This window comes from Rossellomorea orangium (assembly GCF_019334305.1).
Taxonomy (GTDB): Bacteria; Bacillota; Bacilli; order Bacillales; family Bacillaceae_B; genus Rossellomorea.
This window is the reverse complement of record NZ_JAHWGH010000003.1, coordinates 1-18682: the sequence shown is the minus strand read 5'-3', so window position 1 is coordinate 18682 and position 18682 is coordinate 1. Positions and strand designations below refer to the sequence as shown.

18 protein-coding genes are annotated in these 18682 nt (G+C 43.8%); 15 read left to right on the top strand and 3 right to left on the bottom strand.

Annotated features, from left to right (window positions below; translation table 11 throughout):
- The first annotated feature begins 50 nt into the window (after positions 1 to 50).
- From KYJ26_RS01505 to nikC, 6 genes are all read left to right on the top strand, one after another.
- A complete protein-coding gene (locus KYJ26_RS01505) occupies positions 51 to 1799 on the top strand; it encodes an ABC transporter ATP-binding protein (protein ID WP_219165599.1) in 1749 nt (582 codons plus the stop codon).
- A 306-nt stretch (positions 1800 to 2105) separates the two neighbouring features.
- Positions 2106 to 3122, top strand: a complete 1017-nt coding sequence (locus KYJ26_RS01500) for an ABC transporter ATP-binding protein (protein WP_219165598.1) — start codon at positions 2106 to 2108, stop codon at positions 3120 to 3122.
- Positions 3097 to 4062 (top strand): ABC transporter ATP-binding protein, encoded by a 966-nt coding sequence (locus tag KYJ26_RS01495; protein ID WP_219165597.1) that lies wholly within the window; start codon positions 3097 to 3099, stop codon positions 4060 to 4062. Before KYJ26_RS01500 ends, KYJ26_RS01495 begins: the two co-directional genes overlap by 26 nt.
- A gap of 75 nt (positions 4063 to 4137) precedes the next feature.
- Entirely contained in the window at positions 4138 to 5727 is a 1590-nt protein-coding gene (locus tag KYJ26_RS01490; RefSeq protein WP_219165627.1) for an ABC transporter substrate-binding protein, read from the top strand.
- Between the two features lie 542 nt (positions 5728 to 6269).
- Positions 6270 to 7274, top strand: coding sequence for an ABC transporter permease (locus KYJ26_RS01485; protein WP_219165596.1), 1005 nt, complete (start codon positions 6270 to 6272; stop codon positions 7272 to 7274).
- A gap of 25 nt (positions 7275 to 7299) precedes the next feature.
- Positions 7300 to 8196 (top strand): nickel transporter permease, encoded by an 897-nt coding sequence (nikC, locus tag KYJ26_RS01480; RefSeq protein WP_219165595.1) that lies wholly within the window; start codon positions 7300 to 7302, stop codon positions 8194 to 8196.
- Between the two features lie 38 nt (positions 8197 to 8234).
- Here nikC and KYJ26_RS01475 read toward each other — a convergent pair whose 3' ends face one another.
- Together KYJ26_RS01475 and KYJ26_RS01470 are read right to left on the bottom strand one after the other, a co-directional pair.
- Positions 8235 to 9317 (bottom strand): FUSC family protein, encoded by a 1083-nt coding sequence (locus KYJ26_RS01475; protein ID WP_219165594.1) that lies wholly within the window; start codon positions 9315 to 9317, stop codon positions 8235 to 8237.
- Positions 9318 to 9571: 254 nt separating this feature from the next.
- Positions 9572 to 10858, bottom strand: a complete 1287-nt coding sequence (locus KYJ26_RS01470; protein ID WP_219165593.1) for a glutamate-1-semialdehyde 2,1-aminomutase — start codon at positions 10856 to 10858, stop codon at positions 9572 to 9574.
- Between the two features lie 201 nt (positions 10859 to 11059).
- Here KYJ26_RS01470 and KYJ26_RS01465 point away from each other — a divergent pair, with 201 nt between their 5' ends.
- From KYJ26_RS01465 to perR, 8 genes are all read left to right on the top strand, one after another.
- Positions 11060 to 12070 (top strand): ABC transporter ATP-binding protein, encoded by a 1011-nt coding sequence (locus KYJ26_RS01465; RefSeq protein WP_219165592.1) that lies wholly within the window; start codon positions 11060 to 11062, stop codon positions 12068 to 12070.
- Positions 12071 to 12118: 48 nt separating this feature from the next.
- Entirely contained in the window at positions 12119 to 12910 is a 792-nt protein-coding gene (locus tag KYJ26_RS01460; protein WP_219165591.1) for an ABC transporter permease, read from the top strand.
- 3 nt (positions 12911 to 12913) lie between these two features.
- Entirely contained in the window at positions 12914 to 13699 is a 786-nt protein-coding gene (locus KYJ26_RS01455; RefSeq protein ID WP_219165590.1) for an ABC transporter permease, read from the top strand.
- Between the two features lie 62 nt (positions 13700 to 13761).
- The gene (locus KYJ26_RS01450; protein ID WP_206853181.1) at positions 13762 to 14166 is read left to right on the top strand and encodes an ion channel; all 405 of its coding nucleotides are present in this window, start codon (positions 13762 to 13764) and stop codon (positions 14164 to 14166) included.
- A 72-nt stretch (positions 14167 to 14238) separates the two neighbouring features.
- The gene (gene bcp, locus KYJ26_RS01445; protein WP_219165589.1) at positions 14239 to 14703 is read left to right on the top strand and encodes a thioredoxin-dependent thiol peroxidase; all 465 of its coding nucleotides are present in this window, start codon (positions 14239 to 14241) and stop codon (positions 14701 to 14703) included.
- A gap of 215 nt (positions 14704 to 14918) precedes the next feature.
- Positions 14919 to 15869: a D-2-hydroxyacid dehydrogenase gene (locus KYJ26_RS01440; protein ID WP_219165588.1), complete on the top strand. Its 951-nt coding sequence runs from the start codon at positions 14919 to 14921 to the stop codon at positions 15867 to 15869.
- A gap of 1 nt (position 15870) precedes the next feature.
- A complete protein-coding gene (locus KYJ26_RS01435; protein ID WP_219165587.1) occupies positions 15871 to 16419 on the top strand; it encodes a cob(I)yrinic acid a,c-diamide adenosyltransferase in 549 nt (182 codons plus the stop codon).
- A 92-nt stretch (positions 16420 to 16511) separates the two neighbouring features.
- Positions 16512 to 16952, top strand: a complete 441-nt coding sequence (gene perR, locus KYJ26_RS01430) for a peroxide-responsive transcriptional repressor PerR (protein WP_307513390.1) — start codon at positions 16512 to 16514, stop codon at positions 16950 to 16952.
- An 82-nt stretch (positions 16953 to 17034) separates the two neighbouring features.
- On the opposite strand, the gene KYJ26_RS01425 is transcribed toward perR, so the two are convergent.
- On the bottom strand, positions 17035 to 17385 hold the full coding sequence (locus KYJ26_RS01425) for a YgzB family protein (RefSeq protein ID WP_219165585.1): 351 nt from the start codon (positions 17383 to 17385) through the stop codon (positions 17035 to 17037).
- A gap of 158 nt (positions 17386 to 17543) precedes the next feature.
- On the opposite strand from KYJ26_RS01425, the gene KYJ26_RS01420 reads away from it, so the two are divergent.
- The gene (locus KYJ26_RS01420) at positions 17544 to 18410 is read left to right on the top strand and encodes a nucleotidyltransferase-like protein (RefSeq protein WP_219165626.1); all 867 of its coding nucleotides are present in this window, start codon (positions 17544 to 17546) and stop codon (positions 18408 to 18410) included.
- Positions 18411 to 18682 lie beyond the last annotated feature (272 nt).

Here is an 18682-nt window from a genome sequence, read left to right as displayed (position 1 = left end):
CTTTTTATTGGGGCAAACTAAACACATACAACTTAGAAAGGAGTAATCACTTGGATAGTATCAAAAGGTACCTTCAGTTTGTCAAACCGTATAAGTGGCAAATCATAGGTACATTAATCATAGGTATCATAAAATTCACGATCCCACTGTTGATCCCCGTTTTAATTAAGTATGTCATCGATGATATTGTAGGGGCCAAAGGGCTATCGGCCGATGAGAAGACAAGTCAGTTACTCATGATCATGGGGATCATGCTCGTCCTGTTCCTCCTCGTCAGACCACCAGTGGAATATTACAGACAGTACTTTGCCCAGTGGACGGGAAACAAGATCCTGTATGACTTGAGGGATTATCTTTTCTCTCATATTCAGCGGCTCAGCTTTAAGTATTATTCAAATACAAGGGCAGGAGAAGTCATTTCAAGGGTCATCAATGATGTAGAGCAGACAAAGAACTTCGTCATCACCGGCCTGATGAATCTATGGCTTGACGCGGCCACCATTGTGATTGCACTATCCATCATGTTCACGATGGATGTATCTCTGACCCTGGTGTCTCTCATTGCTTTCCCATTTTACGCTTTCTCTGTCCGTTATTTCTTCGGCAGGCTCAGGGGCTTGACGAGGGATAGATCCCAGGCACTTGCTGAGGTGCAAAGCCACCTGCACGAACGGGTTCAGGGGATGGCTGTCATCAAGAGCTTTGCTGTTGAAGATTATGAACAGAAGCAATTCCAGGAGCAGAATCATAATTTCCTGACAAAAGCGTTAAAGCAGACAAGCTGGAATGCAAAGGCGTTTGCGGTTGTCAATACCATCACGGATATTTCCCCCTTGATCATCATCGGCTATGCCGGGCTGCAGGTGATTGAAAAAGATCTCACAATTGGTACGATGGCAGCATTCATAGCCTATATCGACCGTTTGTACGGCCCGCTCAGACGACTGGTAAACTCTTCAACAACACTGACTCAATCGATTGCTTCAATGGACCGCGTTTTTGAATTCATGGACGAGAAGTATGATATTGATGACGAACCAGGAGCTATTCCATGCAATGATGTTCGAGGAAATATTCAATTCAAAAACGTTTCCTTCCGATATGAATCAGAAGAAGACAGAGTACTGCGAGACCTCAATCTGGATATCAAAACAGGGGAAACCGTCGCGTTGGTCGGGATGAGTGGCGGAGGTAAATCATCCTTCGTCAGTCTTATACCCCGCTTCTATGATGTAACCGAAGGGGAAATCCTTTTAGACGGCACGGACATCAGAAGGTTTCAAGTCAGATCTTTACGAGACAATATCGGAATGGTCCTGCAGGATAATATACTCTTCAGTGAATCCGTCAAGATGAATATTAAGTTCGGTAATCCCGAAGCGACGGACGAGGAGGTCATTGAGGCAGCGAAAGCGGCAAATGCCCACGACTTCATCATGAAATTACCTCAAGGGTACGATACCCGAGTGGGTGAACGTGGCGTGAAGCTGTCAGGCGGCCAGAAACAAAGGGTTGCGATTGCAAGGGTATTTCTTAAGAATCCACCGATCCTTATCCTTGATGAAGCAACATCTGCCCTTGATTTAGAAAGTGAACACCTCATCCAGGAATCCCTTGAAATCCTGGCAAAAGATCGAACGACCTTTATCGTGGCTCACCGTCTATCAACCATCACTCATGCGGACAGGATCATCCACATGGAACACGGTGAAGTTGTTGAAATGGGATCACATGAAGAATTGATGGCAAAGCAAGGTCACTATTACAAACTCTTTCAAGTACAACAGCTTGATCAATAAAATTGAAAGTCATGACATATCACCCTTTGTGTGATAAAAGTCATGACTTTTTTTGTTGGTTGAAAAAATATATCAAACTTATTTCAGGGGTGTTATGAATAAAGTAGGTATAAATTACTTTATATGGAAGGAATGAACAGGTTAATTGGACATATATTGAATTGAAATGGGAATTTTGAATTTATGTAGAAAAATTCTGAAAATAGATTGCAACATTTGTAACATCTTGTATAATAAGAAACATATAAAATTTAGAAAATAAGCACTATTGAGAAAAGAGAGATAGTTTCGAAGAGGAGGATTTGAATGGCAGAACAGCGTCCTTTACTAAAAGTGGAAGATTTAAGGACCTCCTTTTTTACTGATGATGGAGAAGTTCCGGCAGTCGATGGAGTCAGTTTTCATGTGAATGAGGGGGAGGTGCTCGGGATCGTCGGGGAAAGTGGATGTGGAAAAAGTGTGACATCCCTATCCATTATGGGTCTCGTACCAAAACCACCCGGGAAAATAGTAGGTGGAAAGATTCTTTATAAAGATGAAGATTTGACACAGGCATCTGAGAAGCGGATGAGAGATATCCGGGGAAATGATATCGCGATGATCTTCCAGGAACCGATGACATCGTTAAATCCTGTTTTTACCATAGGTGATCAATTAATTGAAGCAATACGAATACATACGAAGGTTGGAAAGAAACAGGCAAGGGAAAAGGCAGTAGACATTATGAAAATGGTCGGCCTGCCGAGGGCGGATGAATTGATAAAGGAATATCCCCACCAATTATCCGGAGGAATGAGGCAAAGGGTCATGATCGCCATGGCGATGGTTTGCGATCCGCGTGTCCTGATCGCGGATGAGCCGACAACCGCACTTGATGTGACGATCCAGGCCCAGATTTTAAAATTAATGAAGCGATTAAATAAAGAGTTGAACACCGCTGTCCTCTTGATCACACATGATTTAGGGGTGGTGGCAGAAACATGTGAACGGGTGGTCGTGATGTATTCGGGGAAAGTCGTGGAAGAAGGGACCGTTGAAGAAATCTTCAAAAATCCCCAACATCCATACACGAAGGGCCTGATCCAGTCCGTACCCGATATGCGGATCAAGCAGCAGCGACTGCATTCGATCCAGGGGAATGTGCCTAAACCCGGATCCATCAAGACCGGGTGCCGATTTGCAGCACGCTGTGATTCAGCATTCGATCGCTGTTTAGTGGAAACACCAGAGTTATATGAAACATCACAAGGACATTGCACACGATGCTTCCTGTTCGATGAAGTGGAGGAGGGAGTTTATGACGGAACCGTTGCTAAAGGTTGAGAATCTTAAGAAACACTTCCCCATTACAGGGGGAATCCTGGGACGACCTGTCAGTTCTGTGAAAGCAGTGGATGGGGTTTCCTTTACCGTAAATAAAGGGGAGACCCTAGGAATCGTTGGAGAAAGTGGCTGTGGAAAGTCGACGACTGGCAGGATGCTCATGAGACTCATCGATCCATCCGAAGGAAAGGTAACATTCGAGGATCGGGAGCTTACGAGTCTATCAAACTCGGAAATGAGGAAGGTACGCAGGGAAATGCAGATGGTCTTTCAAGATCCCTTTGCATCCTTGAATCCGAGACATACGGTGGAAAAGATTCTTGAAGAACCTCTCAAGGTTCATGGAATGGGCTCTGCCAAGGAAAGAAAAGAGAGGGTTCATGAACTCCTCAATATCGTCGGGCTAAGCAGCTATCATGCCAAGCGTTACCCACATCAGTTCAGTGGGGGCCAAAGGCAGCGAATTGGTATTGCAAGGGCACTTATGACAAAGCCGAAGCTTATCATTGCCGATGAACCGGTATCTGCACTCGATGTATCCATACAATCCCAAGTGCTTAATCTGATGCAGGATTTACAGAAAGAGTTCGGACTCACCTATATCTTCATCGCGCATGATCTCGGTGTAGTCAGACATATTAGTGACCGGGTGGGAGTGATGTATCTCGGGAAAATGGTAGAGCTCAGTAATAGTGAGAATCTCTATGAAAAGCCGCTTCATCCATACACCCAGGCACTCCTGTCGGCGGTTCCGGTACCCGATCCCGATTTCAAAAGGGAGACCATCCTCTTGCAGGGGGATATCCCGAGTCCGTCAAATCCTCCGAGTGGATGCACTTTCCATACCAGATGTCCACACGCAACGGAGATTTGCAAACAGAAAGTGCCGGAATTCAAGGAACACCAACCAGGGCATTATGTAGCTTGTCATCTTTACTAAGTTGGCATGTCTCATAAGTATATAAACATTATTCAGGAGGGGATTTAGTTGAGAAAAAAGAGCTGGTCAATTTTAATGCTGCTCATCCTGCTCGTATCATCCGTACTTTACGGATGCGGAGGAGATGAAAAATCTTCAGGGAACAGCGGCGACAGTGGAGACAAGGGAGATCCTAAAGTACTGATCTTTGGTCGCGGAGGAGACTCTGTTGGACTTGATCCAGGAACAGTCACTGACGGTGAATCATTTAAAGTAACGAAGAACATCTTCGAAACGCTTGTGAAATTCGGAGAGCAGGATACAGAAGTAAACCCGGGATTAGCAGAAGAATGGAAAGTATCCGATGATGGTTTAACGTATACATTCATGCTCCGTGAAGGCGTGAAATTCCAGGATGGCACTGACTTCAACGCAGATGCCGTTGTGAAGAACTTCGAACGCTGGATGAACGGTAATGCAGATCAATTCCCATATTACGGTTCCATGTTCGGCGGTTTTAAAGCCGATGAAGGTCATGTGATCAAAGAAGTGAAAGCTACTGATGATATGACGGTTGAATTTGTGTTAAAGCGTCCTCAAGCTCCATTCTTAAAGAATGTTGCCATGAGTCCTTTCGCAATCGTAAGTCCGAAAGCAATTGATGAAATGGGAGACAAGCTTGCTGAAGCTCCGACTGATGCAGGAACTGGTCCATTCAAATTTGTTGAGTGGAAGCGCAATGACAAGATCGTACTTGAGAAAAATGAAGACTATTGGAACAAAGATCTACCAAAGTTAGATCAAGTCGTATTCAAATCGATTCCTGAAAACTCAGCTCGTCTGAATGCACTGATTTCTGGTGAAATCGATCTTGCCGATGGTGTGAATCCAAGTGATGCAAGTAAAGTCGAGGGTGACGACAACCTTCAATTATTCGAACGTCCGTCTATGAACGTTGGATACTTAGGTTTAACATCTACCCGCAAGCCATTCGATGACCCTAAAGTACGTCAGGCGATCAACTATGCAATCAACAAGCAGGAGATCATTGATGCTTTCTTCGAAGGAAAAGCTGAAATGGCGAAAAACCCGATGCCTCCGGTAATCGGTGGATACAATGACGATATCGAGCCTTATGAGTACGACCCTGAAAAAGCGAAAAAACTACTTGCTGAAGCGGGTCATAAAGATGGATTTGAAATGGAATTATGGGCTATGCCTGTACCTCGTCCGTATATGCCGGACGGTCAAAAAGTAGCAGAGGCTATTCAAGCAGATCTTGCTGAAGTAGGGGTAAAAGCCAAAATCGTATCTTACGAGTGGGCTACTTACCTTGAAAAAGCGAAAAACGGAGAAGCAGATGCATTCTTACTTGGTTGGACTGGTGATAATGGGGACGCAGATAACTTCCTATATGTCCTTCTTGACCAAGACAATATCGGAAGCAACAACTACTCTTACTACAAAAACGATGAGGTACACAAAATCCTGATCGATGCTCAAACAGAAGTAGATCCTGCAAAACGTGAAGAGCTGTATAAGAAAGCACAGGAAATCATCCATGAGGATGCTCCTTGGGTACCACTTGCTCACTCTACACCATTACTTGCAGGAAGCGCAGCTCTTAAAAACTTCAAGCCACATCCAACTGGTTCAGACTGGTTAGGCGCAGTGGACATGGAGTAATAAGCAACAAACCAAAGGGGAGACATCTACGATTTCTCCCCTTTGTACATAGGAAAGCGGAGGGGCTTTGCCCAGAGGCGACAAGCATAAGGCAAGTCCGCCGGAAAGGCGCCTTTTGCCTTTTTGGTGGACTGGACTTATGACCCCGAGCCTCTAAGCCCCGCAGCTGGACAAGAAGAAAAGCGGAGCCGACTGTTCAGCCCCGACAAGCATTTCCGAGCAAGCAGATGAGGGCGTTCTTTGCCCTCAACTGCTTGATTGAAAATGACCTCGAGGGGCTAGGAGGCGGAGCTAGACAAAAAGAAAAGCGGAGCCGACTGTTCAGCCCCGACAAGCATTTCCGAGCAAGCAGATGAGGGCGTTCTTTGCCCTCAACTGCTTGATTGAAAATGACCTCGAGGGGCTAGGAGGCGGAGCTAGACAAAAAGAAAAGCAGAGCCGACTGTTCAGCCCCGACAAGTAATGAAGTAATAATATCCACAATGCATTTTCATTACATTAATACTAGTTAATCAGAATCTCCACACAGAGAGGTGAACTTAATGTTCCAATACACCATTCGTCGATTACTGCAACTCATTCCTGTTTTACTCGGGATGACTCTTATCGTCTTTTTCATCATCCGTGCGATTCCGGGAGATCCGGCTCAGGTCATTTTGGGACAGCAGGCTACGAAAGAAGCCGTGGCTGCGTTAAGAGATCAGCTTGGTCTCGATAATGCCTGGTATATCCAGTACATTGATTATCTTAAAGGATTATTGACAGGGGATTTAGGTAGTTCCCTTCGCACAAAGACGGAAGTTTCATCTGAAATCTGGCCATATTTGGCGGCTACAGCGGAGCTTGCAATCGTGGCGATCATCATCGCAGTCGTCATCGGAGTGAATGCCGGCATCATCAGTGCATGGTTCCAAAATTCCTGGTTCGATTATACGGCCATGATTCTTGCTCTTATCGGTGTTTCCGTACCTATTTTCTGGCTGGGGTTAATGGAACAATGGACATTCGGCATTCAGCTGGACATCCTGCCTACAACAGGCAGGGAGAATATACGGAACCCCGTAGATTCCATTACCAACTTCTATATTCTTGATACCCTCATGCAAGGGCGGTTCGACCAGCTTGGTGACGTGTTGAAGCATATCATCCTTCCGGGAATTGCACTGGCAACGATTCCGATGGCGATCATTGCCCGTATGACTCGTTCAAGTATGCTGGAAGTAATGCGTTCTGATTATATCCGTACTGCACGTGCAAAGGGCTTGAAAATGTTCTGGGTCGTGTATAAACATTCGTTGAAAAATGCCATCATACCCGTTCTGACTGTTATCGGGTTGCAGATGGGCCTTCTCCTTGGGGGAGCGATCCTGACCGAGACCATCTTTGGCTGGCCAGGGATCGGAAGATATATTTACGAGGCAATCGGTTATCGGGATTATCCTGTCGTGCAATCTGGAATCCTGGTCGTTGCCATGATTTTTGTCACGATCAATCTAATCGTCGACTTACTCTATGCGGCTGTCGATCCCCGCATTAAATACAACTAACATCAATAGAAAGAGGTGATCTCTCATGGCAGAATTAGCAGAACCGCAAAAGGAATTTCATCCTTCTATGGAGGAAGAGACGGTCTCTCCCTGGAAGGAAGCATGGAAAAGCTTCACAAAAAATAAAATTGCCTTAGTCGGCTTTTGCATTGTTCTTTTCTTTGTCATCCTTGCGATTGCAGCACCGGTTATCGCGCCGCAGGGAATCAATGAACAGGATCTTTCAAAACGGCTTCAAGCCCCGTCTTCCGAGCATTGGTTAGGGACGGATGACTTTGGTCGGGATATATTATCAAGGATCATCCATGGAGCCCGTATTTCTCTATGGGTCGGGTTCTTCGCAGTCATCGGGTCTTCTGTGATTGGTAGTTTACTTGGAATCGTTGCGGGTTATTACGGCAGATGGGTCGATACCATCATTTCCCGTATCTTTGATATCATGCTTGCATTCCCAAGCATCCTGTTAGCGATTGCCGTCGTAGCTGCTCTTGGGCCATCACTAAGAAACGCATTGATAGCCATTGCCATCATCAATATCCCGAATTTCGGTCGACTCATCCGGTCAAGGGTATTGAGTGTGAAGCAAGAAGAGTACGTAATGGCAGCAAAAGCCATCGGCATGAGCGATTTCCGGATTCTATTCAGTCATGTGCTGCCAAATAGTATGGCTCCAATCATCGTGCAGGGAACATTGGCCATTGCGACTGCCATCATTGAAGCAGCGGCTCTTGGTTTCCTTGGCCTCGGAGCCCAGGCTCCTGAACCTGAATGGGGGAAAATGCTGTCTGATGCGAGACAGTATATGCTTCAGGCTCCTTGGACAATGATTTTCCCGGGGCTTGCCATCATGCTGACGGTATTAGGATTTAACCTGATGGGCGACGGTCTTCGTGATGCCCTGGATCCAAAAATGAAAAACTAATAAAAACGGAGCAAGGACATCATCCTTTGCTCCGTTTTTTATTCTTCTTCTTCTCCGATCATGACTTCATTATCCTCTTTATGATACGACTGGAAGCTGGTGATCAGTTTTTCCAAATGTTCCAGATGTTCGTCATATTCAAAAATGGCAGAGAAAATATGAAGAAGATGGAAATTGTGAAAATTGTCTTCCTTTGTATGATGTTTGACTTCCTCGAGCATGATTTTCATCAGTTCTTTCCGGTGAAGGCATACATCCTGCTGTGCTTCTGATTCTGCATGGGGGTGCATCTTACCAAGGAATTTCAACAGTAGTTGTTCATGATATGTGAGTAGACAGTCGAGTTGATTTTTAATCACGCCCCGTAACTCGTCAGGTAATTGAAAGATTTCGTTTTCATATCGATTCAGCCGCTTCAATATCTCAAAGCTTCTGTTGGTTGAAGAAATCATTTGTCTGAAAATCACGAGCTTACGACTTTTGACGATTGAGTTTTTCTTAAAATAATCCCGTTCTTCTTTATAAAGAAGATACAGCTGGTCGACTTTAATCAGCTTTTCTTTAATTCGTTCCAGATCTTTCTTTAAGAGGTGGAACTCTGTTGCGTGTCTCATGCTCAACCTGATCCATTTCAAGATTTCCTCTGTTGAGTCCGATACTCTATGATAAAGCTTGGTTTCATATTTTGGCGGCAGAAAGACCAGGTTCACAAGGAACGAAGAGAAAACACCGATCATGATGGTTGAGAAACGGATGAATGCAAATTGGATAAATGTCTGATCCGTCACTTCCATGATCGCAATCATTGTTACTAAGGCCAGCCCGATCGTGTTTTGCAGCTTTAATTTTAATATGATGGCAATGGCTATGACCGTCGCAAGTCCGACGATCAGTGGATTACTTCCGAATAATAGGACGAAAAGTACGGCAATTCCGGCACCGATCAGGTTCGCCTGGATTTGTTCAATGATGGTTAAATAAGAGCGGTAGATAGTGGGCTGGACGGCAAAGACTGCCGCAATCCCCGCAAAGACCGGAGAAGGTATACCCAGTAGCTCGGATACAAGTAAAGCTAATACAATCGCAATTCCCGTTTTGAGGATGCGAGCACCAAATTTCATGGAATTAGAATCCTTTCTTGTGTTACTTTTTAATAAACAATACTGTACTATACATGTACTTACAAGCAATATCAATAGGAAAATTTAAATAATTTCCTACAAAAATATGTACCTTTTTTAGAGGCAGAATAAACAACCGTTCTACTACAAAATTCATAGTTATGTAAGCATCGAAGGAAATATTCCTAAAGATCAAAAAAGACTGCCCCAGAGCAGATCATTCTGGAAGCAGTCTTTTTTTCTTATCTTTAATATTATAATTGTGCAAATGCACGGTCCACGGCTTGGAGTGTAACTCTGATGTCCTCTTCAGTATGAGCAGTTGTCAGGAACCATGCTTCATATTTAGAAGGAGCAAGATTGATTCCTTCATGAAGCATGAGCTTGAAGAACTTTGCAAACATTTCCCCGTCCGTTGCTTCCGCCTGTTCGTAGTTTTCCACTTTTTCCGTAGTGAAGTAGAGAGTGAGGGCTCCCTTTAATCTGTTAATGGAAATCGGCGTATTATGCTTTTCTGCCGCGGCTAATATCCCTTTTTCGAGCATTGCGCCAAGCTCGTCTAACTTCTCGTATACACCTTCTTCTTTTAATACTTCAAGACAGGCGATTCCAGAAAGGATGGAGGCAGGATTACCCGCCATCGTTCCAGCCTGGTAGGCAGGTCCTAACGGCGCGACCTGTTCCATGATTTCTTTCTTCCCGCCGTAAGCACCGATCGGAAGTCCGCCGCCGATGATTTTTCCAAGGGCAGTCAAGTCCGGTTTCACCTTTAACATGTCCTGTGCCCCTCCATACATAAATCGGAACGCCGTAATGACTTCATCGTAAATAACAAGGGAATTTGAAGCGTGGGCTATGTCATTCACTTGCTCAAGGAAACCTTCCTTCGGTTCCACGATTCCGAAGTTTCCTACGATCGGTTCAACAAGGACCGCTGCGATTTGATCTCCCCATTTTTCCATCGCTGCTTTAAATGGCTCGATGTCATTGAATGGGACGGTGATGACTTCCTGAGCGATGCTTTTCGGAACCCCTGCAGAGTCCGGGGTACCCAGGGTAGAAGGGCCTGAACCAGCTGCAACCAGTACTAAATCCGAATGGCCGTGGTAGCAGCCTGCAAACTTGATGACTTTGTCTTTGCCTGTATACGCTCGAGCTACTCTAATCGTGGTCATCACAGCTTCGGTACCAGAGTTGACAAAGCGGACTTTATCCATGTAAGGCATGGCTTCTTTAATCATTTTGGCGAATTTCACTTCATGACGTGTTGGTGTACCGTAAAGGACCCCATTTTCTGCTGCCTTCGTAATCGCTTCTGTGATATGTGGATGAGCATGACCTGTAATAATCGGACCATAAGCTGCAAGGTAATCAATGTATTTGTTTCCGTCCACATCCCAGAAGTATGCACCTTTTCCTCTTTCCATGGCAACGGGAGAACCGCCTCCCACAGCTTTATAAGAACGGGATGGACTGTTCACGCCTCCGACGATATGTTCCAATGCTTCTGTATGTAAAGTTTCTGACTCAGTGAATTTCATGTTTTCCTCCCTGTTAAAGCGTATTTTTCTAGGCCGTACTCTACTATTGTAGTACGGCCTTTTCCACTTTAGCAAATACGGAATCAATTGGGTATCCTAATTTTCAAGCAGACTGTTCAAAGAGACACGGTTCTCTATGGTACACTAATCTATGTTTGTAAAAAGAGAGACCTATTTTAATTGGATCTAGGAGGACGCAAGATGAATGCAATTGAAGTGAATCATTTGCGTAAGGAATTCAAGGCTTTTTCCAGTCGTTCGGGGCTGAAGGGTGCCTTCAGGGATTTGTTTACGCGTAATTATAAAGTCGTTCCTGCGGTGAATGATATTTCATTCAATGTGATGCAGGGGGAAATGGTTGGATATATAGGTGAAAATGGGGCAGGAAAGTCCACCACCATCAAAATGTTGACGGGCATCTTGACTCCGACAGGGGGAGAGTTGACTGTCAATGGAATGAACCCCCATCGTGACAGGGAAAAATTCGTTCAAACGATCGGCGTTGTGTTCGGACAACGGTCACAACTCTGGTGGGATATTGCCGTACAGGAATCATTTCAGCTTTTGAAAAAGGTGTACAAAGTGCCGGATCAACAATATAAGGAGCATATGGATCATGTGATTGAAACGTTGGATATTGCACCGCTTTTGGACAAACCGGTCCGCAAGCTGTCTCTTGGACAGAGAATGAGGTGTGAACTGGCCGCGGCACTTGTTCATAACCCACCTTTATTATTCCTGGATGAACCCACCATCGGGCTGGATGTCCTTGTGAAATTGAAGATCCGTCAATTTTTAAAGGAAATCAATGAGAAGTACAATACAACCATTCTACTTACGACCCATGATTTATCGGATATCGAAGCCCTATGTGAACGGGTCGTCATGTTAGATGAAGGGAAGATCATTTACGATGGTGAACTGAGTCGACTGAAAGAAAACTGGGGAGACCAGAAAGAAGTTGTTTTTCAGTTCCTCGACGAGGTATCACTGTCAGCTTTATCCGATTTAACAAGGGACCATCATATCTCCTGGTCTTTTGACGAGAAGAAGCAATCTTATGCTGCTGTGACGGAAGCGGATGAAGAGGTCATCTCACAGCTTATCACGAATGTTGTTTCACACTTCAAGGTGAAAGATATGAAGATAGAAGAAACGACGACAGAGGAGATCATTCGGAACATCTATGAAAAAGGAGCTGTGACAAGATGAGACGTGCAATAGCATCTGAATGTCTCCTTGATTGCGAGGGGATGTATCGTGGCTAAGTATATCGAGATGATTCGCATCCGTTTTTTGATGATGCTCGCCTATCGTACGAATTATTATAGTGGAATCTTAATTTACAGTATCAATATTGGCGCGTACTATTTCTTGTGGCAGGCGATTTACGGAGGCAAACAGGATATTGAAGGATTATCGATCATTCAAATGACCACATATGTAGCGGTATCATGGATGGCCAGGGCCTTTTACTTTAATAATATCGACCGCGAAATCGCCCAGGAAATTAAAGAGGGGAAAGTGGCCGTTGAATTCATCAGGCCGTATAACTATCTTGGGATGAAGACGATGCAGGGACTTGGTGAAGGGATATTCCGATTGGTGTTTTTCTCCTTCCCGGGAATGATCATCGTTAGCCTTGTTTTTCCGCTTCAGATTGGAACGGGATTTGATACGTTGGGCCTCTTTTCATTATCCATCATGTTCAGTTTCATCATTAATACTCAAATCAATTTGCTGACAGGGATCACCACCTTTTTCTTATTTAATAATGATGGTCTCATTCGTGCGAAACGGGTCGTCATTGATTTGTTCTCGGGCTTATTGCTGCCTATCCATTTCTTCCCTCTTTGGGCGCAGGATGTGATGGGGTATCTGCCGTTTCAAAGTATCAGCTATGTACCGAGTATGATTTTTACCAATGGTTTTTCTGCCTCGGAATCATTCAATGCCATCATGGTGCAGGGGCTTTGGTCGCTGATCCTTCTTATACCTATCAAAGTGCTCTGGGTTATGGCAAAAAAACAAATGATCATTCAAGGAGGGTGACCGATGTTCTATGTAAAGATGTTCTTTCAATACGTCGCCCAATATATGAAAATACGACTGCAATATCGAGCCGACCTGATCGTCGAAATACTGTCTGATTTACTATTTCAAGCAGTTAATCTTGTATTTATCCTAGTAGTCTTCGGTCATACCCAGCTGTTGAGCGGGTGGACAAGGGATGAAATCATATTCATCTATGGTTTTTTCCTCGTTCCGTTCGCCCTGTTCAGTTCGTTCTTCAATATTTGGGATTTTAACGACCGGTATGTGGTGAAGGGAGAGTTCGACCGGATATTGACAAGACCGATCCACAGCTTATTTCAAGTGATCTTAGAGCGGATGGAGTTAGAGTCCCTTTTCGGAGTGATCACTGGTATGGCTGTCATGTTCTACGCAGGGGGCAGGCTTGATATTACGTTTGAATGGTATGAACCGATTCTCTTCGTCGTGTTTGTCTTCGGTGGTGCCCTGGTTTATGCGGGAATCTTCATTGCACTTGCAAGTATTGCCTTCTGGTCTGATGCGAAGACGTCCATCATGCCGATGATGTACAATATAGGAAACTATGGAAGATATCCGGTTGATATTTATAACAGCCTGATCCGATTTGTACTGACCTGGATCTTACCTTTTGCGTTCGTCGGGGTGTATCCATCTGCCTTTTTCCTCGAAAAGACGGAATGGTACCCATATTCCTTTCTCACTCCATTTGTGGGAATCGGATTTTTTATCTTTTCCATCGTTCTTTGGAATGAAGGTGTGAAAAGATACAGAGGAGCAGGTAACTAGAATTTTTCCAGGATGATAAGCGTACATATACTAAGAGACAAGCAGAAAAAGAGGGTATGTACATGCTTTATATCATTGGATTTTTTATATTGTTCTGCATGGCTATGAGTTTACGGGCATTATTTTATCCTTCAAGATGGAAAGAACATCATGTTTCCCTGCATCATTTCCTCTTTTTAGGGATGAGTTATATTACGATCATGATTGGATTCGGACTATTATTTACACTTCTGGAGCTTGAGGGGATTCCGATCCTTGTTGAGGGCGGAATTCCTATTAGGGGAGACTTCCTCGATCATTTTTTTACCACGATGTATTTCAGTGGCATCACCCTCTTCTCGGTAGGATACGGAGATGTTACACCGGTCGGCATCGGGAGAGGGATCGCCCTCATTGAATCCTGGCTTGGTTATACCATCCCGGCAGCCTTTGTCGTGAAATCCTTCCTCAACTATGAAAACAAGTAGCGTATAGTTTGAGTTTTTCCTTTCTATTGGGTACGCTAAAGTCAGAACAATATCCAATAGGAGGGAAAACATATGACAGTAGGTCAAAAAGCACCCGAATTTGAATTACTCGCAAGCAATGGAGAAAAGGTGAAGCTTTCCGATTATCATGGGAAAAACGTTGTCTTATATTTTTATCCAAAGGACATGACGCCTGGCTGCACAACAGAAGCATGTGATTTCAGGGATCAGCATGAGAACTTCGAAGACCTTGATGCGGTTATCCTTGGAGTGAGTCCAGATCCTGTTGATAAACATGAAAAATTTGTAGACAAGCATGGATTGCCTTTCCTGCTTCTAGTAGATGAAGATCATAAGGTGGCAGAGGAATATGGCGTCTGGAAACTGAAGAAAAACTTCGGTAAAGAATACATGGGGATAGAGCGTTCCACGTTCATCATCGATAAAGAAGGAAACCTGTCCAAGGAATGGAGAAAAGTGAAAGTGAAAGGGCATGTAGAGGAAGCTCTCCAGTACATTCAAGACAACCTTTCGTAAGCCTATTTTAATGGGTTTGAGGCTTTTGTCCATTCACAATAGCGATAAGGACATATAGTAAGAGTAGGGCAACCTCCTCAAATAAGTCAGTCTCATCCGTGTAGCAGGATCGACCAGGTCGATCCTCTTTTTTTTTGCCCTTAGGAATGCTGGCGCTAGGGCGATTCAACCTCTATATGGTAAAATAATGGTCAAATGGGATGGGGGGCAACCACATGAAGATCATCTTTACATTTCAACCTAAAGAAGAATTCGTCTCAGATTTGAAGAATAGCTTCCCTGAGGCTGAGTTTCATTTTTATAAAAAGGTAAAGGAAGCAGAACATGAACTGGCGAATGCAGAAGTGATCGTCACAATGGGGGAAGATTTGACGGACGATCATATCGAAAGAAGTGAAAAGTGCAAATGGATCATGGTCACTTCGGCGGGCTTGGAAAAGATGCCTTTAGATGCCATTAAAAGAAGAGGTATCCTGGTAACAAATGCAAGGGGAATCCATAAAATCCCCATGGCTGAGTTCTCGATCGGATTGATGCTTCAGCACGCCAAACAGCTACAGTCGGTATGGGAGCAGGAAAAGCAGGCCGTCTGGAGCAGAAGGCTACCTACCTCTGAACTTTATGAAGCATCCCTTCTCATTCTTGGAGCGGGAGCCATCGGCGGGGAGATTGCCCGTCTGGCAAAAGCATTTCGGATGAATGTCAGCGGAGTGAATTCAACTGGTTCAGATGCAGATCATTTCGACAAGATGTTTACATTGGATACATTCAGGGAGCAGTTGCCAAAAGCCGATTACATCATATCCGTTTTGCCCAGCACGGCTCGTACGAAGGCAATCCTGAAAGTGGATCATTTTGAGGAAATGAAAGACACCGCCGTATTCATCAATATCGGCAGGGGCGACCTCGTGGAAGAATCAGTACTTCTGGAAGTGGCGGAAAAGAAGGCAATCGGACATATGTATCTCGACGTATTTGATCAAGAACCACTGCCAGAAGGTCATCCCTTCTGGACGAAGGAAGGAATTACGGTGACGCCTCATCTTTCAAGCATTACAAAAAAATACATGCCCAGAGCACTTGAAATCTTTAAAAAGAATTTATCTACATATAGTAATAACAGGGAAAACTATATTAACGTTATTGATGCAGAGAGGGGATATTAAGATGAAGATCTATACTAAATCGGGAGATAAGGGTACGACGTCATTGGTGTATGGAACACGCGTATCAAAAAAAGATCAGCGAGTAGAAGCATACGGTACATGTGATGAGGCAAATTCCATGATTGGTCTTGGTCTAAGTTATATCAAAACTGAATACTTTGATGGAAAAGAACAATTTGAAAGGTTCTTTCATAAAGTGCAGACGGTTCTCTTTCATGTCGGGGCAGAACTCGCTACACCTGCAGGAAAAGAAGTGAAATGGAAGCTGGATGAGACACATATCAAGGAATTAGAAGAACAAATCGATTTTCTGGACGGGTCTCTAACTCCACTCAGCAATTTCATTCTTCCAGGTGGTCAGCCGGCCGGTGCCGCCCTTCACACTGCAAGGACGATTGTCAGGAGAGCTGAAAGAGAAGCGGTAGGGATTGATGAAGACATTAATCCTTTGGTGCTCTCTTATCTGAATCGACTTTCTGATTATCTATTTGTAGCTGGCCGTTATATCAACCAGCAGCTGGGGGAACAGGAGAAAAACCTCCACGAGTAATAGGGTGAAAGATTGACAAAAGGGAAGGTTGATTAGTACACTATTTATAAAGATTATAAAATAATAATTCTTATGAAAAGAGGTGCATGACGATGTCTGAAGAAGGACAATTAAAAGAAGCGATTTCGACATTAAAGGAAACGGGAGTCCGCATCACTCCTCAGCGTCATGCGATATTAGAGTATCTCATTGATTCAATGGCTCATCCAACTGCCGATGACATATATAAAGCACTAGAAGGAAAGTTCCCAAATATGAGTGTGGCGACCGTATACAATAATTTACGCGTATTCAGGGAAGTAGGGCTAGTGAAAGAGTTGACCTACGGTGATGCCTCCAGTCGTTTTGACTTTGTGACGACCGATCATTATCATGTCATCTGCGATGGTTGCGGCAAAATTGTCGACTTCCATTACCCTGGGCTGGATGAAGTGGAACAATTGGCTTCTCATGTCACAGGATTTAAAGTGAACAATCACCGTATGGAAATATACGGAACGTGCACGGAATGTTCGGTTAAAGAAACGCATTAAGTATGAATGGTTCTGGTTTTCAGGACCATTCTTTTTTTTATCAAAAAAAGACCTTCAGTCGAAGGTCTTTTCTCATGAAGCTTTATCTTTTCTTTTTATTATAGTCTTCATCAAATTCTTCACCTTCAAGGTTCGGGTCAAGAGTGAGCGGCTCGTTGCAATACATACACATATCTACGCGCCCGAGGACCTTGGTGACCTTTCCGCAATTGGGGCATGTCACCTGCACAGCCTTTGTGGACAGCATCCCGATCCAGAAGTAGACAACCGTACTTCCGATGATTCCCAGAAAACCCAGCAGCATGAATGTTGTCATGACCCATGGATGTTCTCTAAAATATATACCGACGTACATAATGATAAAACCGATGAAAACCAAACTTAAGGCAAACGTACGGATTTTATTGATTTTACTTGAATATTTCTTAGCCATTTGTTTGTCCCCCCTAAAAAAATACTATACCATATTTGTTATAAGAAGAGGGATACGAAACCGTTTTGTCGAAAAATGACTATATTCAGAGAAGGAAATCCTCTTTGGATGTCGAAATAGTAACCAACCAACCAATGAGTGATGTGGAGGAGTATGAAATGGAAGACATTTTACGACCGATATACCAAGAGCGTACCAGTCACCCCAATACTTTAGGAGCGCTTTTAATAGAACAAAGCAAGAAATCCAGTCCGTTGACCGATACATTCGATATAGTTCTGTTCCTGGTTGTGAAGGAAGCCGAAGAGCCGGTTTTCATCAAACACTATTCTTATAAAGAACAAAAGGCGGCATTGCATATTGTGACAGAAGCCAAACTGAACGAATGGATTTTGCTTGGATCCAATCGTAAAGTGATTGATTGGCTGTTCAATGGGAAAGTTCTGTTTGATCGGAACGAATATATTCATAATCTCAAAACAGAGTTAAGGGATTTCCCTTTCTATGGAAGAAAGATCAAGATGGGGATGGAATTTGCCAAATTGATCCGTCGCTATATGGATGGCAGAGAATTTTTCGAAAGCAAACATTACTTAGATGCCTATAATCACATCGTGCATTCATTGCATCATTTAGCAAGGCTTGCTGTTATTGAAAATGGTTTCCATCCGGAGGTCACTGTATGGAACCAGGTTAAGCAAATAGAGCCTGAAATATACAAGCTGTATGAAGAGCTCGTGACAAGTGATGAAGAGATCGATAAGCGACTTGAACTGTTGTTCCTGGCAAGCGAGTTTCTCATCCACTCAAGAACCAAGGTTTCAACCGAGCATTTATTAGACATCCTTGGTCAAAAAGAACACTGGACGTTCCAGGATCTGCTTAACCATTCAGAGGCAAGACACTACTCTGTGGATTTGAGCATGCTCATTGAATATTTGACGGATAAAGGATTTGTTGAAATCGTCGATGTAGAGACGAAAGGACAGGGCATCTATCACCGATATTACCGTGCCGTGAAATAATTATAGTGAAATATTAATTTTTCGTTGACTTCATTCTGAAACCTTGTTATATTAGTAAATGTCGCTGCTGAACGACGGCAACGAGCGGTCAGTGGCGACTTAAATAAACTTAAAAAGTTGTTGACAATTACGACGCGACTTGATAAGATAAAAAAGTCGCTTCAAACGAAGCGCTTACACATTGAACCTTGAAAACTGAACAAAACAAGACAATAACGTCAACGTTAATTCTAGATTTATTTTAAGAGCTATTCAAACTTTTATCGGAGAGT